Here is a 19,510-nt window from a genome sequence, read left to right as displayed (position 1 = left end):
CAAATGTTCTATTGTTCATTGACTATCCATTAATTTCAAGTTATAGTAAGAGCATCTTTTATATTTCTGTGCGGGAGAAGCACCTCGCAAGACAGGCGTCAATGCCTATCTTGGAGGTGCTTTTTTGCGTATATTAACTAATTCATTAAGGAGCTGAGAGGAATGTTTAAGCCAAAAAACACCGTCAGATGTAGAACGAACATTTTCAGAATTAGGGATTTAAAATGGGTGGCTCAATTAGTGCTGGTAGCAGCTTTCTTAACCTGTAACCTCACACTTGTGTCTGCTGCTACTGGCTGGGATTCCGCGCTGGATGACATTAACAGTCTTCATGGTAATTATACCGCGCTTCAAGCCACCCTTAAGACAGATAACTCAAAAATTCAGAAGTTACGCAAACAGAATAATGACGCTCTGAAATCTATTCGTACCGTCATACAGTCAACAGATCAAGCACTGTTAAGCCGCTTATCTTCAGAAGCTAGCTCAGTTCAGAAGAAACATGCTCCCCTTCTGGAACAATACAGCACACTCAGTAAACAGTCTACCGCAGCCAAGAAAGCTAAAGACTTGAAAACAGTCACATTGCTGGACCTGAAGCGTAATAAACTAAAGGCTGCTGTAACCCTCGCCCGAGCCGAAATTAAGACAAAGACAACCGCTTTGGCAGCCGCTCGCAAGCAAACCGCTGCTAAGCTTAAACCCGTCAAAGATGCGTTGGCACCCATCACTGCTTTAAAGAAACAAATAACTGCCGAGAGTAAGAATCTCGCTGCCACGCAAAAAGTACGCGCGGAAGCTGACAAACAATATAAAGCAGCTGTTAAGCAAGGAGATGCAGTTAGAGCCGCCACAGAATTGAAATCATCCTATGAGCAAATGAAACGAATTCATTCCATGCAGCAGAATATTTACAGCTGGGAACAGAAGACTTCGCTAGCACTACGAGCAGCAGAATCTAAACTTCCCTAATGATTATGATTCGCCCCCACCGGCTCAAATCAGCTTCACTAACATACTAATTAATTGGGCTGCAGGCACAATTAGGAGCTGAGCAAATATAGTGCCTACAAATCGTGAACCCATCAATACCACATATATTTTTCCTAGCTGATCACGGTATTCTACATTTTCAGTAGCCTTATGGGTAATAAGACCAAGCTGTGGGTCGATAAATATGGTCAGCAGAATAGTCGCCATACCGTTAATCAGTCCGGAAGCTTGAGAAGCAGTCGTGCTATATTGAGGCATTAGATGAGCAGCGTACAAAGATGATATGACACCTACGGTGTAAAAGGCTGTCACAAAAACATTCATCACAATAAAACGTTTAGGAATCCCCAGGTATCTGAAGTTATATAGATTCACTTTTGGTTTTCTTATGTATTTTCTGGTGTTCTTTAGTTGCCCGATCGTCACACTGGTAAGCAGTTTTGGGATAGAACCTTCGATTTCAAGCTTAGAGATGATTCTCCCAAACAAGCCTACAAAGGTAGGGAACACAGCAATGGCAATTAAAGTCCCTAATGAAGAAGCCAATAATATAATTCTCAAGTAATTAAGAAGTGGAAAATCGGAATGTATTTTGGCATAATCTACGAATTTAGCCGTCAGTGGAGCTTGGATCATATTTGCAGTTCTTGAGACGAGAACAATAATGCCTGTGAGAGATAACGCAATGGCTATCTTGTTCAGCTTCACTCCGGCGTATCGTACCGAATACGATAAGGTTTCTGCCGTGTGAATAATCATCGTAAGCAAGCATACCACAATCAAACTATTTACCATTTAAAGGTTCCTCTCCAATAAACACTATTTATTATTTCGGTGCACCTTTTGGTGAAAGTATTGATCCAATCCATAACAAAGGGCAATGCCCACTAAATATCTAACAAGGTCGATCCACAGGAATCCTTTTCCGAGAATTAGACCACCCAATACTGTAGAACGGATGCTGTTGATCCACTCCGCTTGATACAGCTGGCTAAATTCTATGCCGAAGTTAAACACCAAACTCCATACAAAGGCGAGCCTTAGCTTTTGATTTACCAGTAGAACCCGAAACATAAAATAAACCATACTGCCCCAAAGCGCATCTCCGAAATGTCTAGATACAAACAAAGGCAGCTGATCCGTGAATACTCTAGTGCTTAACCCCAATACAATAACAACGAGGCAGATACAACTATAAAAAAGTCTTTCTTTCAGATCATTGATCCTCATTTCCAACCTCTATCCAGCTTCTGACTTAAAATTGATGCTTGCGATAATACTAATCATTGCGATATAAAACGGATAAATAATCAGGGCTCCTATTATGATCAGTCCTGTTACCGGTGCAGGTTTATCTGCAGGTTCTGTGATTGGGAACCAGGTTGCGAATAAACTAATGAATAGAATCAAATAGGGAAACCATAGGATCGTAGTGAAATACATGGATTTTTTTCCGCTCAAATATTTTTTTGTAAGCCAAATAAATACTATAGAAGATAATAAAAATAAAACAAGCTTGAAGATAAACAGCAAGGTATCTACTTTTCCCAGCTCCAAGCCGGAAATTCTGCTGATTCGATAAATATTCAATGGCAGCTCTATTACAACAAACAACATAAAGGCATAAAGTACGCTTAGTGCATTCAGCTTTATAAAATATTTCATCTGTTCAGCACTTCGGAGTCCCACAGCCGCTCCACATGGGTAAGCTCCAATTCTTCAAATTCCAGCTTATAAATATCCGGCTTGGACGTCTGTTCAAAGAACTCATATCCATACTTCTTATCGAAGTAATTCAGGATAATGGTCATGATATTCCCATGCGTACCTAATGCGATTTTTCCGCCTTTATGCTGTTGAATTAATTGCTTGATGACAGGAATTGCACGCTCTTGTGCTTCCTGGGTACTCTCTCCATCCGGCATTTTATATTGCTTGTCGTTGAACGATGTCCGAATGCCCTGCAGAAAATCATCTTCACTGATTTCAATCTCGACACTTCCGATTGCTCGTTCTCTGAGTTCTTCATACAGTTCAATCTCTTGGTTCGAAGCTTCTGCCAAATATTTAATTGTCTCTACGGCTCGTCTATATGGGCTGGATACAAAATATGTAATTTTCTCCTCCGCCAAAAGCTCTTTGATTCTATAAGCGTCTGCGTGTCCTTTTTCGGATAAACCCCGTTCCCGCTCGTTCCCTAATACAAAAGGTGACACTGCATGTCTAACCATATAAATGTATGTCTTCATGAGGCACTCCTCTCAGTCACTCAAATATCGTTGCAGTCTTCTCTCGGTCTTTTATAAAAATCTCTCTAGGATAAAGAATTGCAATCTCTGGCAGCTCGTTCTCTTTGAAAAATTTAAATTCTTCGATCTCCCCATCTATAGCTCTAAGCGTTCCTCTGATAATAGAGCACTCAAATACAATAACCGTATATTCTACCTGATCGCCATTACTATATTCGTATCTATATTTCGCTCCACCAAAAACACCTAAAATCGACGTAGGATGAACCATCAACCCTGTCTCTTCATATACCTCTCTGCGTAAGGTTCTTCCGGGACGCTCCCCTGGCTCAATCGCTCCCGCAGGCAATCCCCACAAAGATTCTCCTGGCTTGCGGATGAACAGAATCTCATCCTCTTTATTTCTTACTACTGCAGCTACGGAAGGCATCATTAATAATTCTGAGCCCACTTTCCCACGAATCCCTTGATAGTACTCAGACATCGGCATATTGATCATCCATCCTCTCCGTAAATGGGTTTATAATCTTTCTTTTAAAAAGCTGATCACGTTTATTTTCTCACCGTCTGGCTGAACATTACATTGAGATAACTCGACATTAAACCGCTCACCTGTCTCTATTAGTTCAATCGCTTGGCATACATATTCGATCTTCTTAGGACTACTACTCCATGCATCTCTTGTATCATCCTTTACCCAATGAAGCTCTTTACCATTAGAATAGAAATCATGAATTAACCGTCCACTATCCGTGGTTGGCTCAATCAACATCAGGTTATCTCCTTTACCTTCACTAAACCTTTGAACGGTTTCTTTCATCCTGTTTAAATCTTTTTGATCAAAATGTATTAAAATATCATCATGTTTAGACTCATCTGAGCCTGTCTCACCTAGATCGGCCGCCAACACGCCTACAAGCACAGCAATCATAAATAACTGCACAATGATTATCCATGTTCTAAATTTCATAGTTCCCCCTAATTTCTTTCCTTGGACTTCCCAAAAACCCACTATATGTATATTAGACATCACTATGAAGGAATCCTTTAGATTTCACAATATGCATAGCCGTGGACAAAAAAAGCTTCCGAACTCAAAAAATGCTGAGCTCCGGAAGCAGTTACAATGAGGTGAGACTTAGTGTTTACCTTTTGTGCCAGCAAGCTGTACGATCATAATGACAAGAACGAGCAAAGCAATGAGCTGATCAATACTCATCTGCGTCCGCCTCCTATCCCAAATGAAGGATGGCTCATCGGACGGCATTTCCTCTCCCAAGGACACTGCTTCGTTCCCCTTATACACACTATGTATCCTACAGCCTATTTATTACTTAAAGAATGCCCTGCCCGTCCGTACGTGCGAGTTCCTGCTCGACTTCATCCAGCTGATCTTCGCCAAATACTTTAAACCCATTTTTCCTCAACAGCTCCGTAGTGGTGCCCTCTCCCGGTGCTTTCGTATCCTTAAAGGTTCCATCATAAATATACAGGCTTCCGCATGAAGGACTGTCTTGTTTTAAAATAGCTAATGCAACCTGATGCTCCCTAGCCAGCTTTAGTGTGGCTTGAGCCCCCTTCATAAATGGCTCCGTAACATCGACGCCTGCCCCCGTCACTACCCGATCTCCTTGCCGCTGTGCGTCAGGACGAGGGGTTGGCAAACCTCCCACTACCTCTGGACAAATATGGACAAAACGCCCTTCCTCATACCACTTTAGGAATCGGGCATCGAGACACGGAACATCGCCATTATCATAACGTACTTTATGCCCTAACAGACATGCGCTCACTAGAATCTTCCCTGTCATCGTTATCGCCACCAGTCCGTCTAGTATTTAATATATTGCTATATTATTTATGACTAGAAACGGATATGCAATATCGAAATGCCTGTCCACGAAATGTTTGTGCTTGATACACAAAAGAAGACTCGTAGTACACATATAGAAAACCATTATTTCTGATATTGAGGGGTTTTCTCCATCCGATACCGGCTCCAGCAGGTCCATAATAAATCCGCCATAAAGTAGAACCCCACGATCGGAAGCACGAATTTCCAAATAGGCTGAACACCCGAATATAAAAGCTCCATAAGCGGCTGAATTACATACACACTAGCTACTGAAAGCCCCCACCAATATAGAGAAAAACGCAGGCAAATATGCCCTTGCAGTTGATAAGACATTCCTGAGTAATCCCACCATTGCTTATGGAATACCGTTTTTAACAGCCAACCGCTTATAAATTCAACAGCAGAAGGAATGATTAGCGCAAGAAATAGGAAAAGCGGAAGTGGCAGCGTCAAATCTCTAGCAATCAATAGCAATAGTGGAGCAAAGCCATACATCGGCTTAAATGGACCTTTTAGAAATCCTTCTTTGCGAAAGCTTCCATTACTGTATAAATTATAGGTCCCTTCCAATACCCAACCTAAAAAGGAATAGACCATAAAATAAAAAAAGTATTGGCCCACCACAGTAACTGCTATATCTCCACTTAACGAAAATATAGGAATAATCATGACCTAATCTCGCCTCCCGTTGTCATTATTTTCTTAGTTGTCCATCCGGCCCTATTATGTCTTGATCGTTCTGGAAATATGCGCACAAAAAAAGACATAACCCAAAAGGTTATGCCTCCATTCCAGAATTCCAGGAGTAAAAGTCTCCCACTTGTTACCTTCTAATTATTTAGGCTCTTCTTCATGAGGTGTCGTCAGCAACTGATCGTCGTTTGGTTTCTTCAGTGCATCCATCTTAAGCTCACTGCGTACGCCAAAGTTTGAACCGTACTTTTTCTCAAAGTTTCCTGCTAGAGCCTCACCACGTTTTTGCCGGTAACGGCTGTTCTCATTCCGACTACGCATTCCATTTCCTCCCTGTTGGCAAAGATCTGTGAAATTTGCGAAAAGCTAAGACGAACTTGGAGAAAACACTCTGATGAGGTTGTACTTTTATTTATTATACAATACTTACTATATTCATCAACAAAAACAGACTGTCCCCTAAAGGACAGCCTGTCTTCCGAATCATTTACTCCAAATTATCGGGAAGCGGATCTGGGTGTGAGGATTCAGCAGGTTTGGCTACCCACTCATCTGCCTCTGGCTCGATGTCTACACCGTTCTCCATCTTCTTAATTTCAGCTAATGAATCGCCTTCTTTATTTTCCTTGTTGCGGATTTCCGCTTCATCTTGTGTGTGATCGGACATGTGAAATCCTCCTCAGGTGCTTTGCTTTTTTTGTTCCTTAGTTATAGTTACCCGATGGAGTGTTTTGCAAACATAGTCCAATTAAAAGAATAATTTAAGGGTACATCATCCACGCTACAAGTGGGCCGATACAAGAGCCAACTATGGCGCAAACAGTCATCGCAACCGAGCTCATCGAAACGGATTGTTCACCATATTCCAAGGCCTTTGCTGTTCCTAGAGCATGAGAAGCGGTTCCTAGACCAATTCCGATTCCAACCTCACTACGAATTCTAAACAGTTTGATGATAAAAGGTCCGCCAATCGCACCTGTAAATCCAGCAATCATAACAAATACAGAGGTTAAAGAAGAGTCCCCACCTAAGCTGTTCGAGATCTGTATCGCTACAGGTGTAGTGATCGATTTAGGTAATAAAGATAAAACATATAATTTAGAGAAGCCTAGACCTGCCGCCAAAAGCAGTCCACTAAACATCCCTATAAGCAGACCTACAATGGCTCCGCCCAGAATTGCCGGGAGATTCTCAATCAACACATTACGTTGTTTATATAATGGGTAGGCTAACGATACTACAGCAGGACCGAGCAGCTGATTAATCCATTTGCCGCCTATCATATATGTATCATACGGAATATGAAAATATAGTAGTAAAGTTACAACAATCACTGTTGCTGTAAGCGCGGGAATAAGTACAGGAATACGAAATCGTCTATATACTACTGACATCATCAAATAAATAGCTACGTTAAGCAGTACAATACCTGTTGCGATAAAAAACATTATATTTCCTTCCCCTTTTCGCTTAGTCTCTTGCCGCTCCATCCCGCTTTCAGCTTGTTGTTTACGCTAGTAAGCCATTGGCTAGAATGTGCAGCTGCGGCAATCGTGAGAACACTGCTAACGATAAGGATTAGGATTAATAGTAAACCTCTACCACTAAAGATATCCATATGATTCACGATCCCAGCTGTCGCTGGAATAAAAAATAACGGAAGATAAGCTAATATCGTTGTAGCACCCTCTTCAATCCACTTCACAGGCACGACCCTGAATAGCAATAGAACAAAAAGTAACAGTAATCCTACGATACTCCCGGAAACGGGGAGATGCAGTTGCTTTTGCAGATAGTCCCCAGCCAAGTAGAACAAATATAGCAGGAACACTTGGATAATAATGCGAATGATTTTCATGATGCAGGATCCCTTCATTATTAAGTTAAAGCGATAGCGCTAATATGGAGTCACCTTCATAAGGGTATCAGAGTTTTCATGAAACTTTCAATTACTTTTTGAATCTTATAAGAAATATCGCAAAAAAACCTGCAAAATCCCCAGAATACAGAGACTTTACAGGCTCAAAGATTAAGATTCAATTTCGTTAAACCCACTGAATTACTTGCTCTGCACCTTGACGCGTCTTACCACGTGGTTCGTTCAGGCGATATCCGAAAGCTGCCATACAGGAGATTCCAAAATGCTCAGCGTCCAAAATCCCTTCTTCTTCCAGAATCTGCTCAACCTTAGCTTTATCAAAACCTTCCATTGGGCAGGAGTCGATCCCGATTAACGCAGCTGAAGTCAGCATATTCCCAAGCGCCAGATAAGTCTGCCGGCAGCTCCATTCGAACATTGCCCGCTCATTCTCCATCAGTCCGAAATCAACCTTCAAAAACTTATCAAAAACTTTACGTTTTCCTTCCATTCCTTGCGGAGGCAACTCCTGCACATTCTCCATGATCCCTTTAATATAATCGGAGTCAGCAGCCATATCTTTAGGAAGACGTGAGAGAATAAGCACAAAATGGCTTGCGGTTGCCAATTGCTTTTGTGCGCCCCAGGCATAAGGACGTAATTTCTCACGTACTTCCAGACTTTGTACTACCACAAAACGCCAAGGCTCGAATCCGAATGAACTTGGTGACAATCGTCCAGTTTCCAGAATAAATTGAAAGTCCGATTCACTAATTTTTTTACGGCTATCGAATTCTTTAGTTGCATGTCTGAACTGATATGCAGACAGGATTTCATTCTTGTTTAACGATAAAGTATCCATGAGTAACACTCCCTTTACTTGGTTAGCATCGACGAGCATTTGACTGTTTGCCGATCACATGCTTAATATTAGTGTATATATCACTTCTTTAAAAGTACGCACAATAATGTTATGTAGTATACAAAATGATACCATGGGAGTTGAACAGCTATGCGTGACCGAAAAGGTGGCTTTGGAAATTTCCCGGAAAGCAACAAAGAAGCTTGCCCTGTAGAATTTACACTGGACGTTATAGGAGGCAAATGGAAAGGAATTCTCATCTATCACTTGATTGATGGCACGAAACGTTTTAACGAATTCCGCCGGATCTGCCCGGGCATTACCCAACGTATGCTGACCCTGCAACTAAGAGAGTTGGAAGAGGATGGGGTTGTACACCGTGAGGTCTACCATCAGGTTCCCCCAAAAGTCGAATACTCTTTAACTGAATTCGGCAAGACACTGATTCCTATTATTAAACTCATGAAAGATTGGGGCGAGGTGTACAAAACAAAACAGCTTTCCGCAGAAAGCTGTCCTGAAGGTACAGATATTACGGTGTAGCTCAATGCTGCACCTTTTATTTTTCCCCATTAAAAAAAGCTGCAGCTTTTTCCTTATGTTCGTTGGTTACCTGACCGGATATCGCTTTAATGCCTGCTGCGATAATCGCTGCATCATCTGTAAATCCAAGGCCTAGAATCGCATCGGGTATAGCATCTATAGGAGAAATAAAATAAGCCAATGCACCGAAAGCAATTCCTTTCGCCCATAAAGGTGTTTTAGCGTCGACGGCACAATAATACATCGCGATAGCATCTTTAGTAAATGGAATTTTGCCTGCGAACTTTTTAGTTTTCGTCCAAAAATTTTGCGTTACCATTTCCTCATTTTCTTTGCTATATGGAAATTCCTCTGCAGTGAGCTCCATGCTATTCTTGACCTTATCTTTCTTCATTGCCGGTTCCCTCCGAAAGGTTCATATGACGTACATACCTAAAGTATTCCCTCAATTGAGGTTTATATCTTTAAGATAAACTAAAGTCCGTATCCTGAACCTACTTACGATTAATTGATCGCTTTGATTTTCGTTAAATCGCTACTGCATAACACTTCAAGATTCTTAAAGATTCGCTCAGCATCCCAATCCCACCACTTCAGCGCTTCAAGATATTCGATCATTTCATCATCAAAACGTTGTCTAATCACTTTGCAGGGATTTCCTCCAGCTACACTATACGCCGGGATATCCTTTACAACTGTAGAATTGGCTGCGATAACTGCTCCGTTTCCAATATGCACACCTGGCATAACCGTAACATTTTGTCCAATCCAAACATCGTTTCCGATGACTGTATCACCTTTTAGCGGCAGATCTTTTAAATCCGGGACCGCCTGTTCCCAGCCATGGGCCATGATATTAAACGGATAGGTCGAAACCGAATTCATCCGGTGGTTGGCACCATTCATGACAAATTCAATGCCTTTGGCAATCGCGCAGAATTTTCCAATAATAAGCTTATCGCCAATAAAATCATAATGATGAGTCACACGTTCCTCAAACTTCTCTGCACCGTTTATATCATCATAATAGGTATAATCGCCAACAATGATATTGTCTCTTGTAATCGCATTTTTTATATAGCAGATACTTTTAATTTGTTCATTGGGATAGAGCGTATTCGGGTTCGGTCCATATTGTTTCATAGTTTGCGCCTCGCTCTCTTTTGGATAAAACATAGCAGAGATCAGAGCTGAATTCAAATCATGTACGATTCATAAACATAAAAAAGCGGCTACCTGCCGGTAACCGCCTATCTTTTATCTACTTATATTGTTAAAGCTCGTTCTACTTCTACCTCTATCTTTTCGATAAAACCTCAGCCTCATACTGTTTTACTTCATTTAGCCAGCTTTCCCGGACCGGTACGCCATTCTTCGCACAATAATAATCCCAAATGGCTCCAAACGGATACGATTTAAATTCCTCGACCAAGGCAAGTCTTGAAGTGTAATCTCCATCCAGCTCAATTTGCTTCAATTGCTCGATTGGCTCCAGCATAGCACGAAGCAAAGCTTTTAATGTATTTCGTGTTCCGATCACCCAAGCAGCAACATGATTAATGCTTCCGTCAAAAAAATCTAATCCAATATGCGTTCTGCCCAGAAACTGACCACGAACCAGTTCACGGGCAATCTCGAGCAGCTCATCGTCCATAGTAACCACATGATCACTATCCCAGCGTACTGGACGGCTAACATGCAGCAGCAATTGATCCCCAAACAGCAGCCAGGAAGACAGCTTATTCGAAATCGTCTCGGTTGGATGGAAATGCCCAGCATCGAAGCACACCGCCTTACCCCGGCTTAGCGCATAACCCATATAGAATTCATGTGAGCCAACCACGTAACTTTCCGAACCAATACCAAACAGCTTACTTTCTACAGCATCAATGTTATATTGCTGATCGATTTCCTCGCTGAAGATTTCATCGAGTGACTGCTGAAGCCGTACCCTTGGTGACAAGCGGTCGATCGGCGTATCTTTATAACCATCTGGAACCCAAAAATTAGTGACACAAGGCTGACCTAATGCTTGACCAAAGGACTCGGCGATTCGACGTGAGGCCTTGCAATGAGCGATCCAGAAGTTGCGGATCTCAGGATCTGGGTGACTCAGTGTGAAGCCATCATTTGCTTTTTCATGAGAAAAACAGGTAGGATTGAAATCCAATCCGAGTCCCTGCTCTTTTGCCCAGCTCACCCAGCGCTCAAAATGCTTAGGCTCTAACGCGTCGAGATCTACAGTCTCTTCTGTATCCGCATAAATAGCATGTAAATTTATTTTATGTTGCCCTGGGATGAGTGCTAGAGCCTGTTCCAAATCCCGGCGCAGCTCCTCCGGATTCCCGGCCCGCCCCGGGTAACTTCCGGTGACTGCGATCCCGCCGCTCAGTTCTTTTTCCTTATTCAAAAAACCCTTCACATCATCCCCTTGCCAACAATGCAAAGAAATCTTAATTTCCGCTAGCTGCTCCAACACCTTATCTACTTCGATCCCATGCTGTGCGTAAAGCTTTTTCGCTTCATTGTAGCTGTTCTGAATGCTCTGTAAGCTCTCTTTACTCTGCTCCATGTTTGAGCCTCCTGATTTTTAACTTAGTGTGTTTTAGATGAGGCATTTCTGCCTCTCTTTCGCTCGTGTTCCGCGTATCGCGCTCGATGAGAGGCACTTTTGCCTCTCTTTAGCTCGTGTTCCGCGTATCGCGCTCGATGAGAGGCACTTTTGCCTCTCTTTAGCTCACTTTCCGCATACGCCGCACGATGAGAGGCACTTTTGCCTCTCTTTAGCTCACTTTCCGCATACGCCGCACGATGAGAGGCACTTTTGCCTCTCTTTAGCTCACTTTCCGCATACGCCGCACGATGAGAGGCACTTTTGCCTCTCTTTGGCTCGTTTTCCACTAAACTTAGCTACTAATTAACGACCTGCAGCCGGGCGAACTGTGCCAAAGCCGCTTTTTTGGTCGTGGGGTCCATCCCCTTCGGTATATAAGATGTTACTTGGAATGAACGACTTATAATTTCTCTCGCCTCTTGAAGATCAGTTACAGCACCCGTGCTGATCATCTGCACCACCAGATTGCCTAAAGCCGTAGATTCCGTTGGTCCGGCGTGAATTTCCATCTCCAACAGATCTGCCGTAATCTGGCACAACAGGCCGTTATTCGCACCTCCGCCAACGATATGCAACCTCTCTAAGTTGTCACCCGTCAATTGCTGGAGATCCTGAATGTAGAAATAATAAGATAAAGCAAGACTATCAAATACACATCGAGCCATTTCCCCAGGTGTTTGAGGGACCAACTGTCCTGCTTCCACACAATAGCTGCGGATCTCGTCAATCATGCTCTGTGGATTCATGAAGCGTTCATCATTGCAATAAATGATCGATCTAAAAGGGATTTCTTGTGCTGCCAGCTCTACCAGCTCGCCGAAGCTGTATTGTCCGCCGTACTCCTCACGAACCTTTTGAATCAACCACATGCCCATAATGTTTTTAAGAAACCGGAATGATCCGTAGGCTCCCCATTCATTCGTATAGTTGCGTAACATTGCCTCTGGACTTGTGATGGCTGAACTCCGTTCCACCCCGATGAGTGACCAAGTACCACTACTGAGAAATCCCCATTTCTCGCTGTTTGCCGGAACCCCTAGTACAGCTGATGCTGTATCATGAGAGGCTACTGCTATGAACTCGCAATCTGGAAGATCGCCGCGAGCCGCCAAGTCCTCCGTCAACCTCCCAACGGGTTCCCCAGGTTCTGTTAAGGGAGGGAATTGCTCTTTTGAAAGACCAAGCACCGACAGAAGATCCTCATCGTAATCACGAGTGTGAAGATTCAGCATCCCAGAGGTGGAACCTATCGTCACCTCACTAATCTTGCGACCCGTAAGCCGATAATAAAGATAATCAGGGACCAGGAGGATGGAATGTGCTGCTTCCAGCTCCGCCTGATCATGCACAAACAGTTGATACAACGTATTTATCGGGAGATATTGTATCCCCACTTTTCCGTAAACGCTTTCAGTTGAGATGTTACGATGCAGCCTCTCTATCGCTCCATCCGTTCGGGAGTCACGATAAGAAAAAACCTCATGGATCCGCGCTCCCTCCTGATCGAGAAGTACATAATCGACACCCCAAGTATCGATGCCCACGGTGCAGCGCTCGATCCCTCTAGCCTTGGCCTGCTGTAAGCCTTTGACGATTTCAGCAACTAAATAATCTATATCCCAATAAAGATTACCATTTTGTTCAGCGAATCCATTACTGAAGCGATGAATTTCTTCTATAGACAGGGTTCCTCCCGGCTGCTGCAAGGTTCCACAGACCACTCTCCCACTAGAGGCTCCGATATCAACAGCAATGTGATACTGCATTTGATTATGAGCTTGTGTATTCATCCCTATACAACACTCCTTATCTCCTATCAGCCTACTAGCAAAGCGAATACGATTCCTGGACCATGCACGCCTATCGTCAGATCATTCTCAATATCCGCTGAACGGCTAGGTCCGGAGATAAAATGGATGCCCGCCGGCAGCCCCGATGGCCCAGCTTCATCAAAATCAATAAGCACCTCACCGAGACGAGTCTTCAGCCGCTCCAATGGCACGATGGCAATTAATGCGGTAGGTAATAAGCTGACTGAACGGCCTTTATTCTCAGAGGACAGCACAGTAATGGAGCCTGTATAGGCAACTGCATAATCCGCAATCACAATTCCAATATCAGCCTCGGCCGCCCTAGCTTTCCATGCCTCCTGATCATCCGTATTCCAGACAGACACCCGTGTATCTGTGAGTTCCTCCTCTAGTCGAAGTGCTGCTAGCTCGGTGACATTTTGCCGGAGAATATACCGTGCGAGCATCTCATCCGCTTTGCTGACGATAAAAGCCTTGGCTTCATCCATATCCTGCACACGAAATACATGGCCACCGGCACTTTGAAAATTCGCCGTAAATTGTTCAATCCTTTCCTCCGGACTCCACTTGAATTGCTGCCAGTACTGCGGTGCGCCGCGAAAAGGGTGTGCGGGAGCTTCAGTAATTCTCGGCCGCTTCAGGCGGCGAGCGATATCATTCATGAATCCCTGCTGCTTTTCACGTGAATCCTGCTCCATACGTTCCAACCAGTTACTGTGCGTCTCTTCAGTCATGCCCGGCCTCTCCTTCCAGCTCTTCCCGCTTCCGCTTCGCTAGTAAATCTTCCATTCGCTTCTGTATCGCCGGGTCCATTTCGCGACTGTTCTTGTCTAGCTCCTGTTGCAGCCCCTTCCAGCTCTCACGGAAGGATTGATCTGCCAGCTTCGGGGCGATCCGATAATTGTTCCAGCCTTTCAGCGGCCCCAGTTTCGACGGAATTCCTCCGTCTCGCACGAGCAGCTTTTGCCCGATTCTACCTACCTTCATCACATTACTAAATCGCTGTGACTTCGCCATAATCGCCCCAAAACCCTTCATGCCGAGACCTTCTGCCTTATCCCCATAACCACGTTCAACCTTCCGCCGCCGTAAATAGATGAGCATATCATGCAGAGGAATTTTGACCGGACAGGCTTCATAACATGCTCCGCATAGGCTAGAGGCTGAGGCGATGTCATCCCATTGATCTACATTTTTATTCAGCGCCGGGGTCAACACCGCTCCTATAGGTCCGCTATACGTTCCCCCATATGCATGACCGCCAATATGACGGTAGACAGGACAAGCATTCAGACAAGCCCCACAGCGGATGCAGTTCAGCAGCTCCTGAAACTCAGGATCGCCTAGCTGCTCAGATCGGCCATTATCAAGAATAATAATATGCTGCTCTTCCGGCCCATCGCCATCGTTGGTTCTGCGGGGACCCGAAATACCCGACATATATACCGTTAACTTCTGCCCTGTTGCCGAACGAGGCAATAATGTAGCCATCACTTCAAGATCACTCCACGAAGGAATAATCCGCTCCATCCCCATCAGGGTAATTTGTGTTTTCGGTAAAGTGGTGACCATACGAGCGTTGCCTTCATTCTCGAACAGCACCATCGAACCCGTCTCTGCAATAGCAAAGTTACAGCCAGTCATTCCGATATCCGCATCAAGGAACTTCTCTCTCAGCTTTCGCCGTACAAATCCAGCAAGAATAGTAGTTTCAGGCAAAAGCTCCTCCCCTGCCTCTTTGGACAACAGCTCGGCAATCTGGTAGCGGTTCTTATGAATCGCCGGAATAATGATATGTGACGGGGTTTCCCCGGCAAGCTGGATAATATACTCCCCCAGATCCGTCTCTATGGTCTCCACACCAATGGATTCCAGCGCCTTATTTAAATGCAGCTCCTCAGTAACCATTGATTTGGATTTGACCACAGAAGCTGCCTGTTTTCGCTGCGCGATTTCAAGGGCAATCTTCACAGCCTCTTCACCCGTTGCTGCAAAATGAATATGTGTGCCGTTTGCTCTTGCCTTGTCTGCAAAAAGGTTCAAATAGTAATCAAGATGGGCGATCGTGTGTAGACGGATTTGCCGCCCACGTTCACGCCACTCTTCCCAGTGGCCATGATCGTTAGCCGCTTTTTGTTTTCCATCACGCAGTCTCTCCGTGGTAAAACGAACAGCCTTGCGTAAAAAGTCATTATTCAGTGCCAAGTCTGCACGCTCTTTTACTGTTGCTGGCTTTCCATTCTCTGAACTCGCCGTGGAATTGGTGGTGGCTTGGCTCATTTATCAGTCACCCCCTCATACAGCAGTTCTGCTAAATGCATAACTCGAACGGGTTCGCGGCGGTAACGCAGATTTCCGGCAATATTCATCAGACAACCCATATCCAGACCCGTTAGGATTTCTGCTTCCGTCTCCAGCACATGATCTGATTTCTCAGTGACCATCGCCCCGGAGATATCAGACATTTTCACGGCAAAGGTTCCACCAAACCCACAGCAGTCCTCAGCAAAAGGCAGTGGTACCAGCTCCATCGCCTTCACATTTTGCATAAGCTGCATAGGTTCGTCGCGAATCCCTAGAATCCTTGTGCCATGACAGGAAGGATGATAGGTAACCTTATGCGGAAACACTGCTCCTAGATCAGTTACGCCAAGCACCTGCACCATAAACTGGCTGAATTCATAGGATTTACGTTGCAAATTCTGCGCCTTGACCAGATTAACCGGATCATCCTGAAACAGCTTAGGGTAATGATGAAGCATCCCCGTACAGGATCCGGAAGGTGCAATGACAAAATCACTGTCATCGAAGGCCTGCAGAATCGTAAGTGCAGCTTGCCGCGCTTCATTCCAATATCCACTGTTGTACGCAGGCTGTCCGCAGCAGGTCTGCACCTCCGGGAACTCCAGCTGTACGCCATATCTGGCCAGCAGACGAGCCATGGCTTCCCCGACCTTCGGGAACACGGCATCGCTGACGCAAGTTATAAACATCGATACCTTCATGCCTTCACCTCCTGCAAAACTATTTACTACACCGTCGTTATTGCGATGTTCAGCTTCTGCAACTGCTTCATTTGTTCTTCAACAGGGCTGTAATCCGTTATTAGAACATCCACATCACTAGGAGCCGCAAAATGTGTGAACGCTTGAATTCCGAATTTACTGGAATCGCATAATAAGATCACTTGCTCCGCTATAGAAATCATCTTTCGTTTCACCATAGCTTGCAGCTCATTTGATTCACTAGCGCCACGTTCGAGATGAAATCCTTTGCAGGAAAAAAACATTTTATCCACGTGATACAATTCAAGCGAACGTTCTGCTAAATGACCCACATAGGACATTGATCTGCGGCTAAGTTGCCCGCCTGTAGAAAAGACCTCGATCCGCTCCTTCCCGCTTAACTCTGCTGCCACTCTAGTAGAATTGGTCAACACAGTGAGCGGCATATCCGGCAAATGCGAAGCCATATACCAAGCCGTTGTACTGGCATCCAGTAAAATCCGATCGCCCGGCTTAATCATCATTACCGCCTCACGGGCAATCCGCTGTTTCTCCGCTGCATTCATGATTTCTCGTTCGACATAAGGAGTCTCCGGTTGCCGGTCACGCAGGCTAACTGCTCCGCCATGCGAACGCAGCAGCCGCCCCGCTTTTTCCAATCGATCCAGATCGCGGCGAATGGTTTCTTCCGTCACTTGGCATAATGTACTCAATTCTGAGACACGGATGCTGCCGCGTTCATTCACTAGTTCTACGATTCGTTCATATCTGTCTGCAATCAGCATGATTTCCCTCCGTTATCCCTATCTATATTCATGCTACTTCTTATCTAGTAAAAGCTGCTGGCACTCCACCGTCGATTGTCAGCATACAACCCGTTGTTTTCTCTGACTTGGAAGAAGCAAAAAAAGCAACGCCTTCGGCAATATCACGTGGATAAATATTAACTAGCAGCGTCGTGCGTTTACGGTAATGCTCCTCTAATTGATCCGGTTCAATCCCGTAAGCAGCCGCCCGTTCATTACGCCAGTTCGAATTCCAGATGGCTGATCCTTGTAGAATTGCATCGGGCAGAATCGTATTGGCACGGATGCCAAACTCTCCACCTTCAGCTGCTATGCAGCGGGCCAGATGGGCTTCGAGCGCCTTGGCAGAACTGTAAGCCGAGACGCTTTTACCTGCAAAAATAGAATTTTTGGAGCCGATGAATACCATGCTGCCTCCGATTTTTTGCTCCTTCATCACTTTAAAAGCTTCGCGTGCAACGAGAAAATATCCTGTGCCCAGCACAGAAATATTCAAATTCCACTCTTTCAATGAAGTCTCATCAAACGGACTGGAGGTTGCAAGCCCAGCATTATTAACAATAATATCGACCCCGCCATAAAAAAGGGCTGTCTCCGCATAAGCTGCGGTTACCTGCTCTTCCTGAGTTACGTCCATTTTAACGGCGAATGCACGATTTTCACCATACTTAGCGTTAATCTCTTCCGCTACTTTTTGTGCACCCTCCAGATTGAGATCTGCCAATACAACATGCGCTCCTTCTGATACTAAACGACGAGCCGTCTCACTCCCAATTCCCCCGGCACCACCTGTAATAAAGGCAACTTTACGGGAGAACTCCGCTTCTGCCGGAGCCAAGGATAATTTATATAATTCCAGGGGCCAATATTCCACATTGTACGATTCATTCTCACTAAGAGAGACGAAATCTCCCAGCGCAGTAGCTCCGCGCATAACAGCAATCGCCCGGTGATACAAGGCTCCGCTGATCTTAGAATTGCTCCAGCTTTTACCTGTGTTGATCATGCCCACGCCAGGGATTAGGATCACACGTGGCGCAGCCTCGAACATTACATCGCCTTCATGTTTATTACGGTCGAAGTACGCTTTGTACTGCTCCTTATAATCGCTAATCGCCTCGCTCAGCTTCACCTTCAAGCCATCGATATCATTGGTATTTGGCTCCCACGCAACAAAAAGCGGCTTCATTTTGGTATGTACCAAATGATCTGGACAAGCTGCGCCTACACCGGATAACTTCTCCGAGTCAGCCCCTCCTACAAAACGCAGCACATCCTCCGCATCGTCGAAGGTCAAAATCATTTTACGCTCATCGCTGACCGCGCCTCTGATCAGTGGCATCACTGCCGCCGCTACAGCCCGCCGCTCTGCTTCCGGAAGTGCTTCCGATTTACGGCCGCCAAATAGGTTCTGATCTTCAATTCTTTCTTCAATATAACTTTCCGCTTCGTTAATTATGGAGATTGTTTTGGCATAACAAGATTCAGGTGTATCCCCCCAAGTCACGAGACCGTGTTTCTCCATCAGCACTAATTCAGCTTTCGGGTTTGCGAGCACACCTTCGGCAATCATTTTGGATAAAGTGAAGCCTGGACGGATGTATGGCACCCATACGAAACGATCCCCATAAATCTCACGGGCAATTTCCTTACCGTTATGAGCGCAGCATAAACTGATAATGGCATCTGGATGCGTATGATCCACATGCTTGAAAGGTAAAAATGCATGCAGTAACGTTTCGATAGAAGCACGCGGATGTTTAGGATCAATCATACAATTTGCGAGATAAGCTACCATCTCTTCATCTGGCATTTCATCACGTTCAAATAACGGGGCAATATCCTGAAGCCTTAGTCCGGTAAAGTTGCCTGCTTTCATCGTAGCAAGGTCAGAGCCGCTGCCCTTTACCCACATTACTTCTACCTCACGCCCGCGAAAATCCAATTCTATCGTTTTGCTGGAGGTATTCCCTCCGCCAAAGTTACAGACTCTGCGATCTTCGCCCAGCAGATTAGAGCGGAACACTAATGCATCCAATCCCCCGTTTAATTTCGTTTCCCGAGATGAATCCCATAAGTTTTGTACCATTTGTGAATACCTCCGTTTTTGAATGTTTGTTTTTTTGTTTATTTTTGTTTGTTTTGATTTTAAACTATTTGTTTGTGTTTGAATAGAGCGCTTTCAACAAAATTTTAAATTTTTTCACATTTTAGACGAATC

At 44.6% G+C, this 19,510-nt stretch carries 25 protein-coding genes; 2 read left to right on the top strand and 23 right to left on the bottom strand.

The window, feature by feature from the left end:
* Positions 1-162 precede the first annotated feature (162 nt).
* A complete protein-coding gene (locus tag MHH89_RS02705) occupies positions 163-972 on the top strand; it encodes a hypothetical protein (RefSeq protein ID WP_143765074.1) in 810 nt (269 codons plus the stop codon).
* A 24-nt stretch (positions 973-996) separates the two neighbouring features.
* Here the strand turns inward: MHH89_RS02705 and MHH89_RS02700 are convergent, their stop codons facing one another.
* The 14 genes from MHH89_RS02700 to MHH89_RS02635 form a co-directional block, all read right to left on the bottom strand.
* Complete coding sequence (locus tag MHH89_RS02700; RefSeq protein WP_036689792.1) at positions 997-1,788, bottom strand: lipid II flippase Amj family protein; 792 nt, start codon at positions 1,786-1,788, stop codon at positions 997-999.
* Positions 1,789-1,812: 24 nt separating this feature from the next.
* Positions 1,813-2,223 carry a ribosomal maturation YjgA family protein gene (locus MHH89_RS02695; RefSeq protein ID WP_341086258.1) on the bottom strand — a complete coding sequence of 137 codons (411 nt, stop codon included), beginning with the start codon at positions 2,221-2,223 and terminating at the stop codon, positions 1,813-1,815.
* A 9-nt stretch (positions 2,224-2,232) separates the two neighbouring features.
* Entirely contained in the window at positions 2,233-2,658 is a 426-nt protein-coding gene (locus MHH89_RS02690; protein ID WP_076309128.1) for a hypothetical protein, read from the bottom strand.
* Entirely contained in the window at positions 2,655-3,242 is a 588-nt protein-coding gene (locus tag MHH89_RS02685; RefSeq protein ID WP_076130342.1) for a histidine phosphatase family protein, read from the bottom strand. Before MHH89_RS02685 ends, MHH89_RS02690 begins: the two co-directional genes overlap by 4 nt.
* Before the next feature lie 16 nt (positions 3,243-3,258).
* Entirely contained in the window at positions 3,259-3,732 is a 474-nt protein-coding gene (locus tag MHH89_RS02680; RefSeq protein WP_076130372.1) for an NUDIX domain-containing protein, read from the bottom strand.
* 30 nt (positions 3,733-3,762) lie between these two features.
* Positions 3,763-4,212 (bottom strand): hypothetical protein, encoded by a 450-nt coding sequence (locus MHH89_RS02675; RefSeq protein ID WP_341086256.1) that lies wholly within the window; start codon positions 4,210-4,212, stop codon positions 3,763-3,765.
* A gap of 168 nt (positions 4,213-4,380) precedes the next feature.
* A complete protein-coding gene (locus MHH89_RS02670; RefSeq protein WP_155288116.1) occupies positions 4,381-4,527 on the bottom strand; it encodes a hypothetical protein in 147 nt (48 codons plus the stop codon).
* A 49-nt stretch (positions 4,528-4,576) separates the two neighbouring features.
* A complete protein-coding gene (locus tag MHH89_RS02665) occupies positions 4,577-5,053 on the bottom strand; it encodes a DUF523 domain-containing protein (protein WP_076218746.1) in 477 nt (158 codons plus the stop codon).
* 146 nt (positions 5,054-5,199) lie between these two features.
* Entirely contained in the window at positions 5,200-5,766 is a 567-nt protein-coding gene (locus MHH89_RS02660; RefSeq protein WP_036689784.1) for a putative ABC transporter permease, read from the bottom strand.
* Between the two features lie 165 nt (positions 5,767-5,931).
* Positions 5,932-6,111, bottom strand: coding sequence for a hypothetical protein (locus MHH89_RS02655; RefSeq protein WP_076280322.1), 180 nt, complete (start codon positions 6,109-6,111; stop codon positions 5,932-5,934).
* Between the two features lie 166 nt (positions 6,112-6,277).
* The gene (locus MHH89_RS02650) at positions 6,278-6,457 is read right to left on the bottom strand and encodes a hypothetical protein (protein WP_036689781.1); all 180 of its coding nucleotides are present in this window, start codon (positions 6,455-6,457) and stop codon (positions 6,278-6,280) included.
* Positions 6,458-6,551: 94 nt separating this feature from the next.
* Positions 6,552-7,238, bottom strand: coding sequence for an LrgB family protein (locus tag MHH89_RS02645; RefSeq protein ID WP_076280892.1), 687 nt, complete (start codon positions 7,236-7,238; stop codon positions 6,552-6,554).
* Entirely contained in the window at positions 7,238-7,648 is a 411-nt protein-coding gene (locus tag MHH89_RS02640; protein WP_036689778.1) for a CidA/LrgA family holin-like protein, read from the bottom strand. Before MHH89_RS02640 ends, MHH89_RS02645 begins: the two co-directional genes overlap by 1 nt.
* Before the next feature lie 187 nt (positions 7,649-7,835).
* Positions 7,836-8,510, bottom strand: coding sequence for an NAD(P)H-dependent oxidoreductase (locus MHH89_RS02635; protein WP_341086251.1), 675 nt, complete (start codon positions 8,508-8,510; stop codon positions 7,836-7,838).
* A 150-nt stretch (positions 8,511-8,660) separates the two neighbouring features.
* On the opposite strand from MHH89_RS02635, the gene MHH89_RS02630 reads away from it, so the two are divergent.
* Complete coding sequence (locus MHH89_RS02630) at positions 8,661-9,053, top strand: winged helix-turn-helix transcriptional regulator (protein WP_076130348.1); 393 nt, start codon at positions 8,661-8,663, stop codon at positions 9,051-9,053.
* A 16-nt stretch (positions 9,054-9,069) separates the two neighbouring features.
* On the opposite strand, the gene MHH89_RS02625 is transcribed toward MHH89_RS02630, so the two are convergent.
* The 9 genes from MHH89_RS02625 to MHH89_RS02585 all read right to left on the bottom strand — a co-directional run bounded on the left by MHH89_RS02625 (position 9,070) and on the right by MHH89_RS02585 (position 19,378).
* Complete coding sequence (locus MHH89_RS02625) at positions 9,070-9,447, bottom strand: YkvA family protein (RefSeq protein ID WP_081383451.1); 378 nt, start codon at positions 9,445-9,447, stop codon at positions 9,070-9,072.
* Between the two features lie 110 nt (positions 9,448-9,557).
* Complete coding sequence (locus tag MHH89_RS02620; protein WP_076130349.1) at positions 9,558-10,196, bottom strand: Vat family streptogramin A O-acetyltransferase; 639 nt, start codon at positions 10,194-10,196, stop codon at positions 9,558-9,560.
* A 154-nt stretch (positions 10,197-10,350) separates the two neighbouring features.
* Positions 10,351-11,625, bottom strand: a complete 1,275-nt coding sequence (gene rhaA / locus MHH89_RS02615; protein ID WP_076280893.1) for an L-rhamnose isomerase — start codon at positions 11,623-11,625, stop codon at positions 10,351-10,353.
* Positions 11,626-11,966: 341 nt separating this feature from the next.
* Entirely contained in the window at positions 11,967-13,457 is a 1,491-nt protein-coding gene (gene rhaB, locus MHH89_RS02610; RefSeq protein WP_254847624.1) for a rhamnulokinase, read from the bottom strand.
* Between the two features lie 26 nt (positions 13,458-13,483).
* Positions 13,484-14,212 carry a LutC/YkgG family protein gene (locus tag MHH89_RS02605; RefSeq protein WP_076218753.1) on the bottom strand — a complete coding sequence of 243 codons (729 nt, stop codon included), beginning with the start codon at positions 14,210-14,212 and terminating at the stop codon, positions 13,484-13,486.
* Entirely contained in the window at positions 14,205-15,758 is a 1,554-nt protein-coding gene (locus MHH89_RS02600) for a LutB/LldF family L-lactate oxidation iron-sulfur protein (RefSeq protein WP_076277958.1), read from the bottom strand. The genes MHH89_RS02605 and MHH89_RS02600 overlap by 8 nt, the downstream gene beginning before the upstream one ends.
* On the bottom strand, positions 15,755-16,483 hold the full coding sequence (locus MHH89_RS02595; protein ID WP_036689769.1) for a (Fe-S)-binding protein: 729 nt from the start codon (positions 16,481-16,483) through the stop codon (positions 15,755-15,757). The genes MHH89_RS02600 and MHH89_RS02595 overlap by 4 nt, the downstream gene beginning before the upstream one ends.
* Positions 16,484-16,509: 26 nt before the next feature.
* Positions 16,510-17,268: a DeoR/GlpR family DNA-binding transcription regulator gene (locus MHH89_RS02590; protein WP_312151219.1), complete on the bottom strand. Its 759-nt coding sequence runs from the start codon at positions 17,266-17,268 to the stop codon at positions 16,510-16,512.
* A 40-nt stretch (positions 17,269-17,308) separates the two neighbouring features.
* Entirely contained in the window at positions 17,309-19,378 is a 2,070-nt protein-coding gene (locus MHH89_RS02585; RefSeq protein ID WP_340034336.1) for a bifunctional aldolase/short-chain dehydrogenase, read from the bottom strand.
* Between the last annotated feature and the right edge of the window lie 132 nt (positions 19,379-19,510).

This window comes from Paenibacillus sp. FSL H7-0323, assembly GCF_038002725.1.
In the GTDB taxonomy this organism is placed as follows: Bacteria; Bacillota; Bacilli; order Paenibacillales; family Paenibacillaceae; genus Paenibacillus_AQ; species Paenibacillus_AQ odorifer.
The sequence above is the reverse complement of the archived record's forward strand: the minus strand, read 5'-3'. Positions and strand labels throughout refer to the sequence as shown.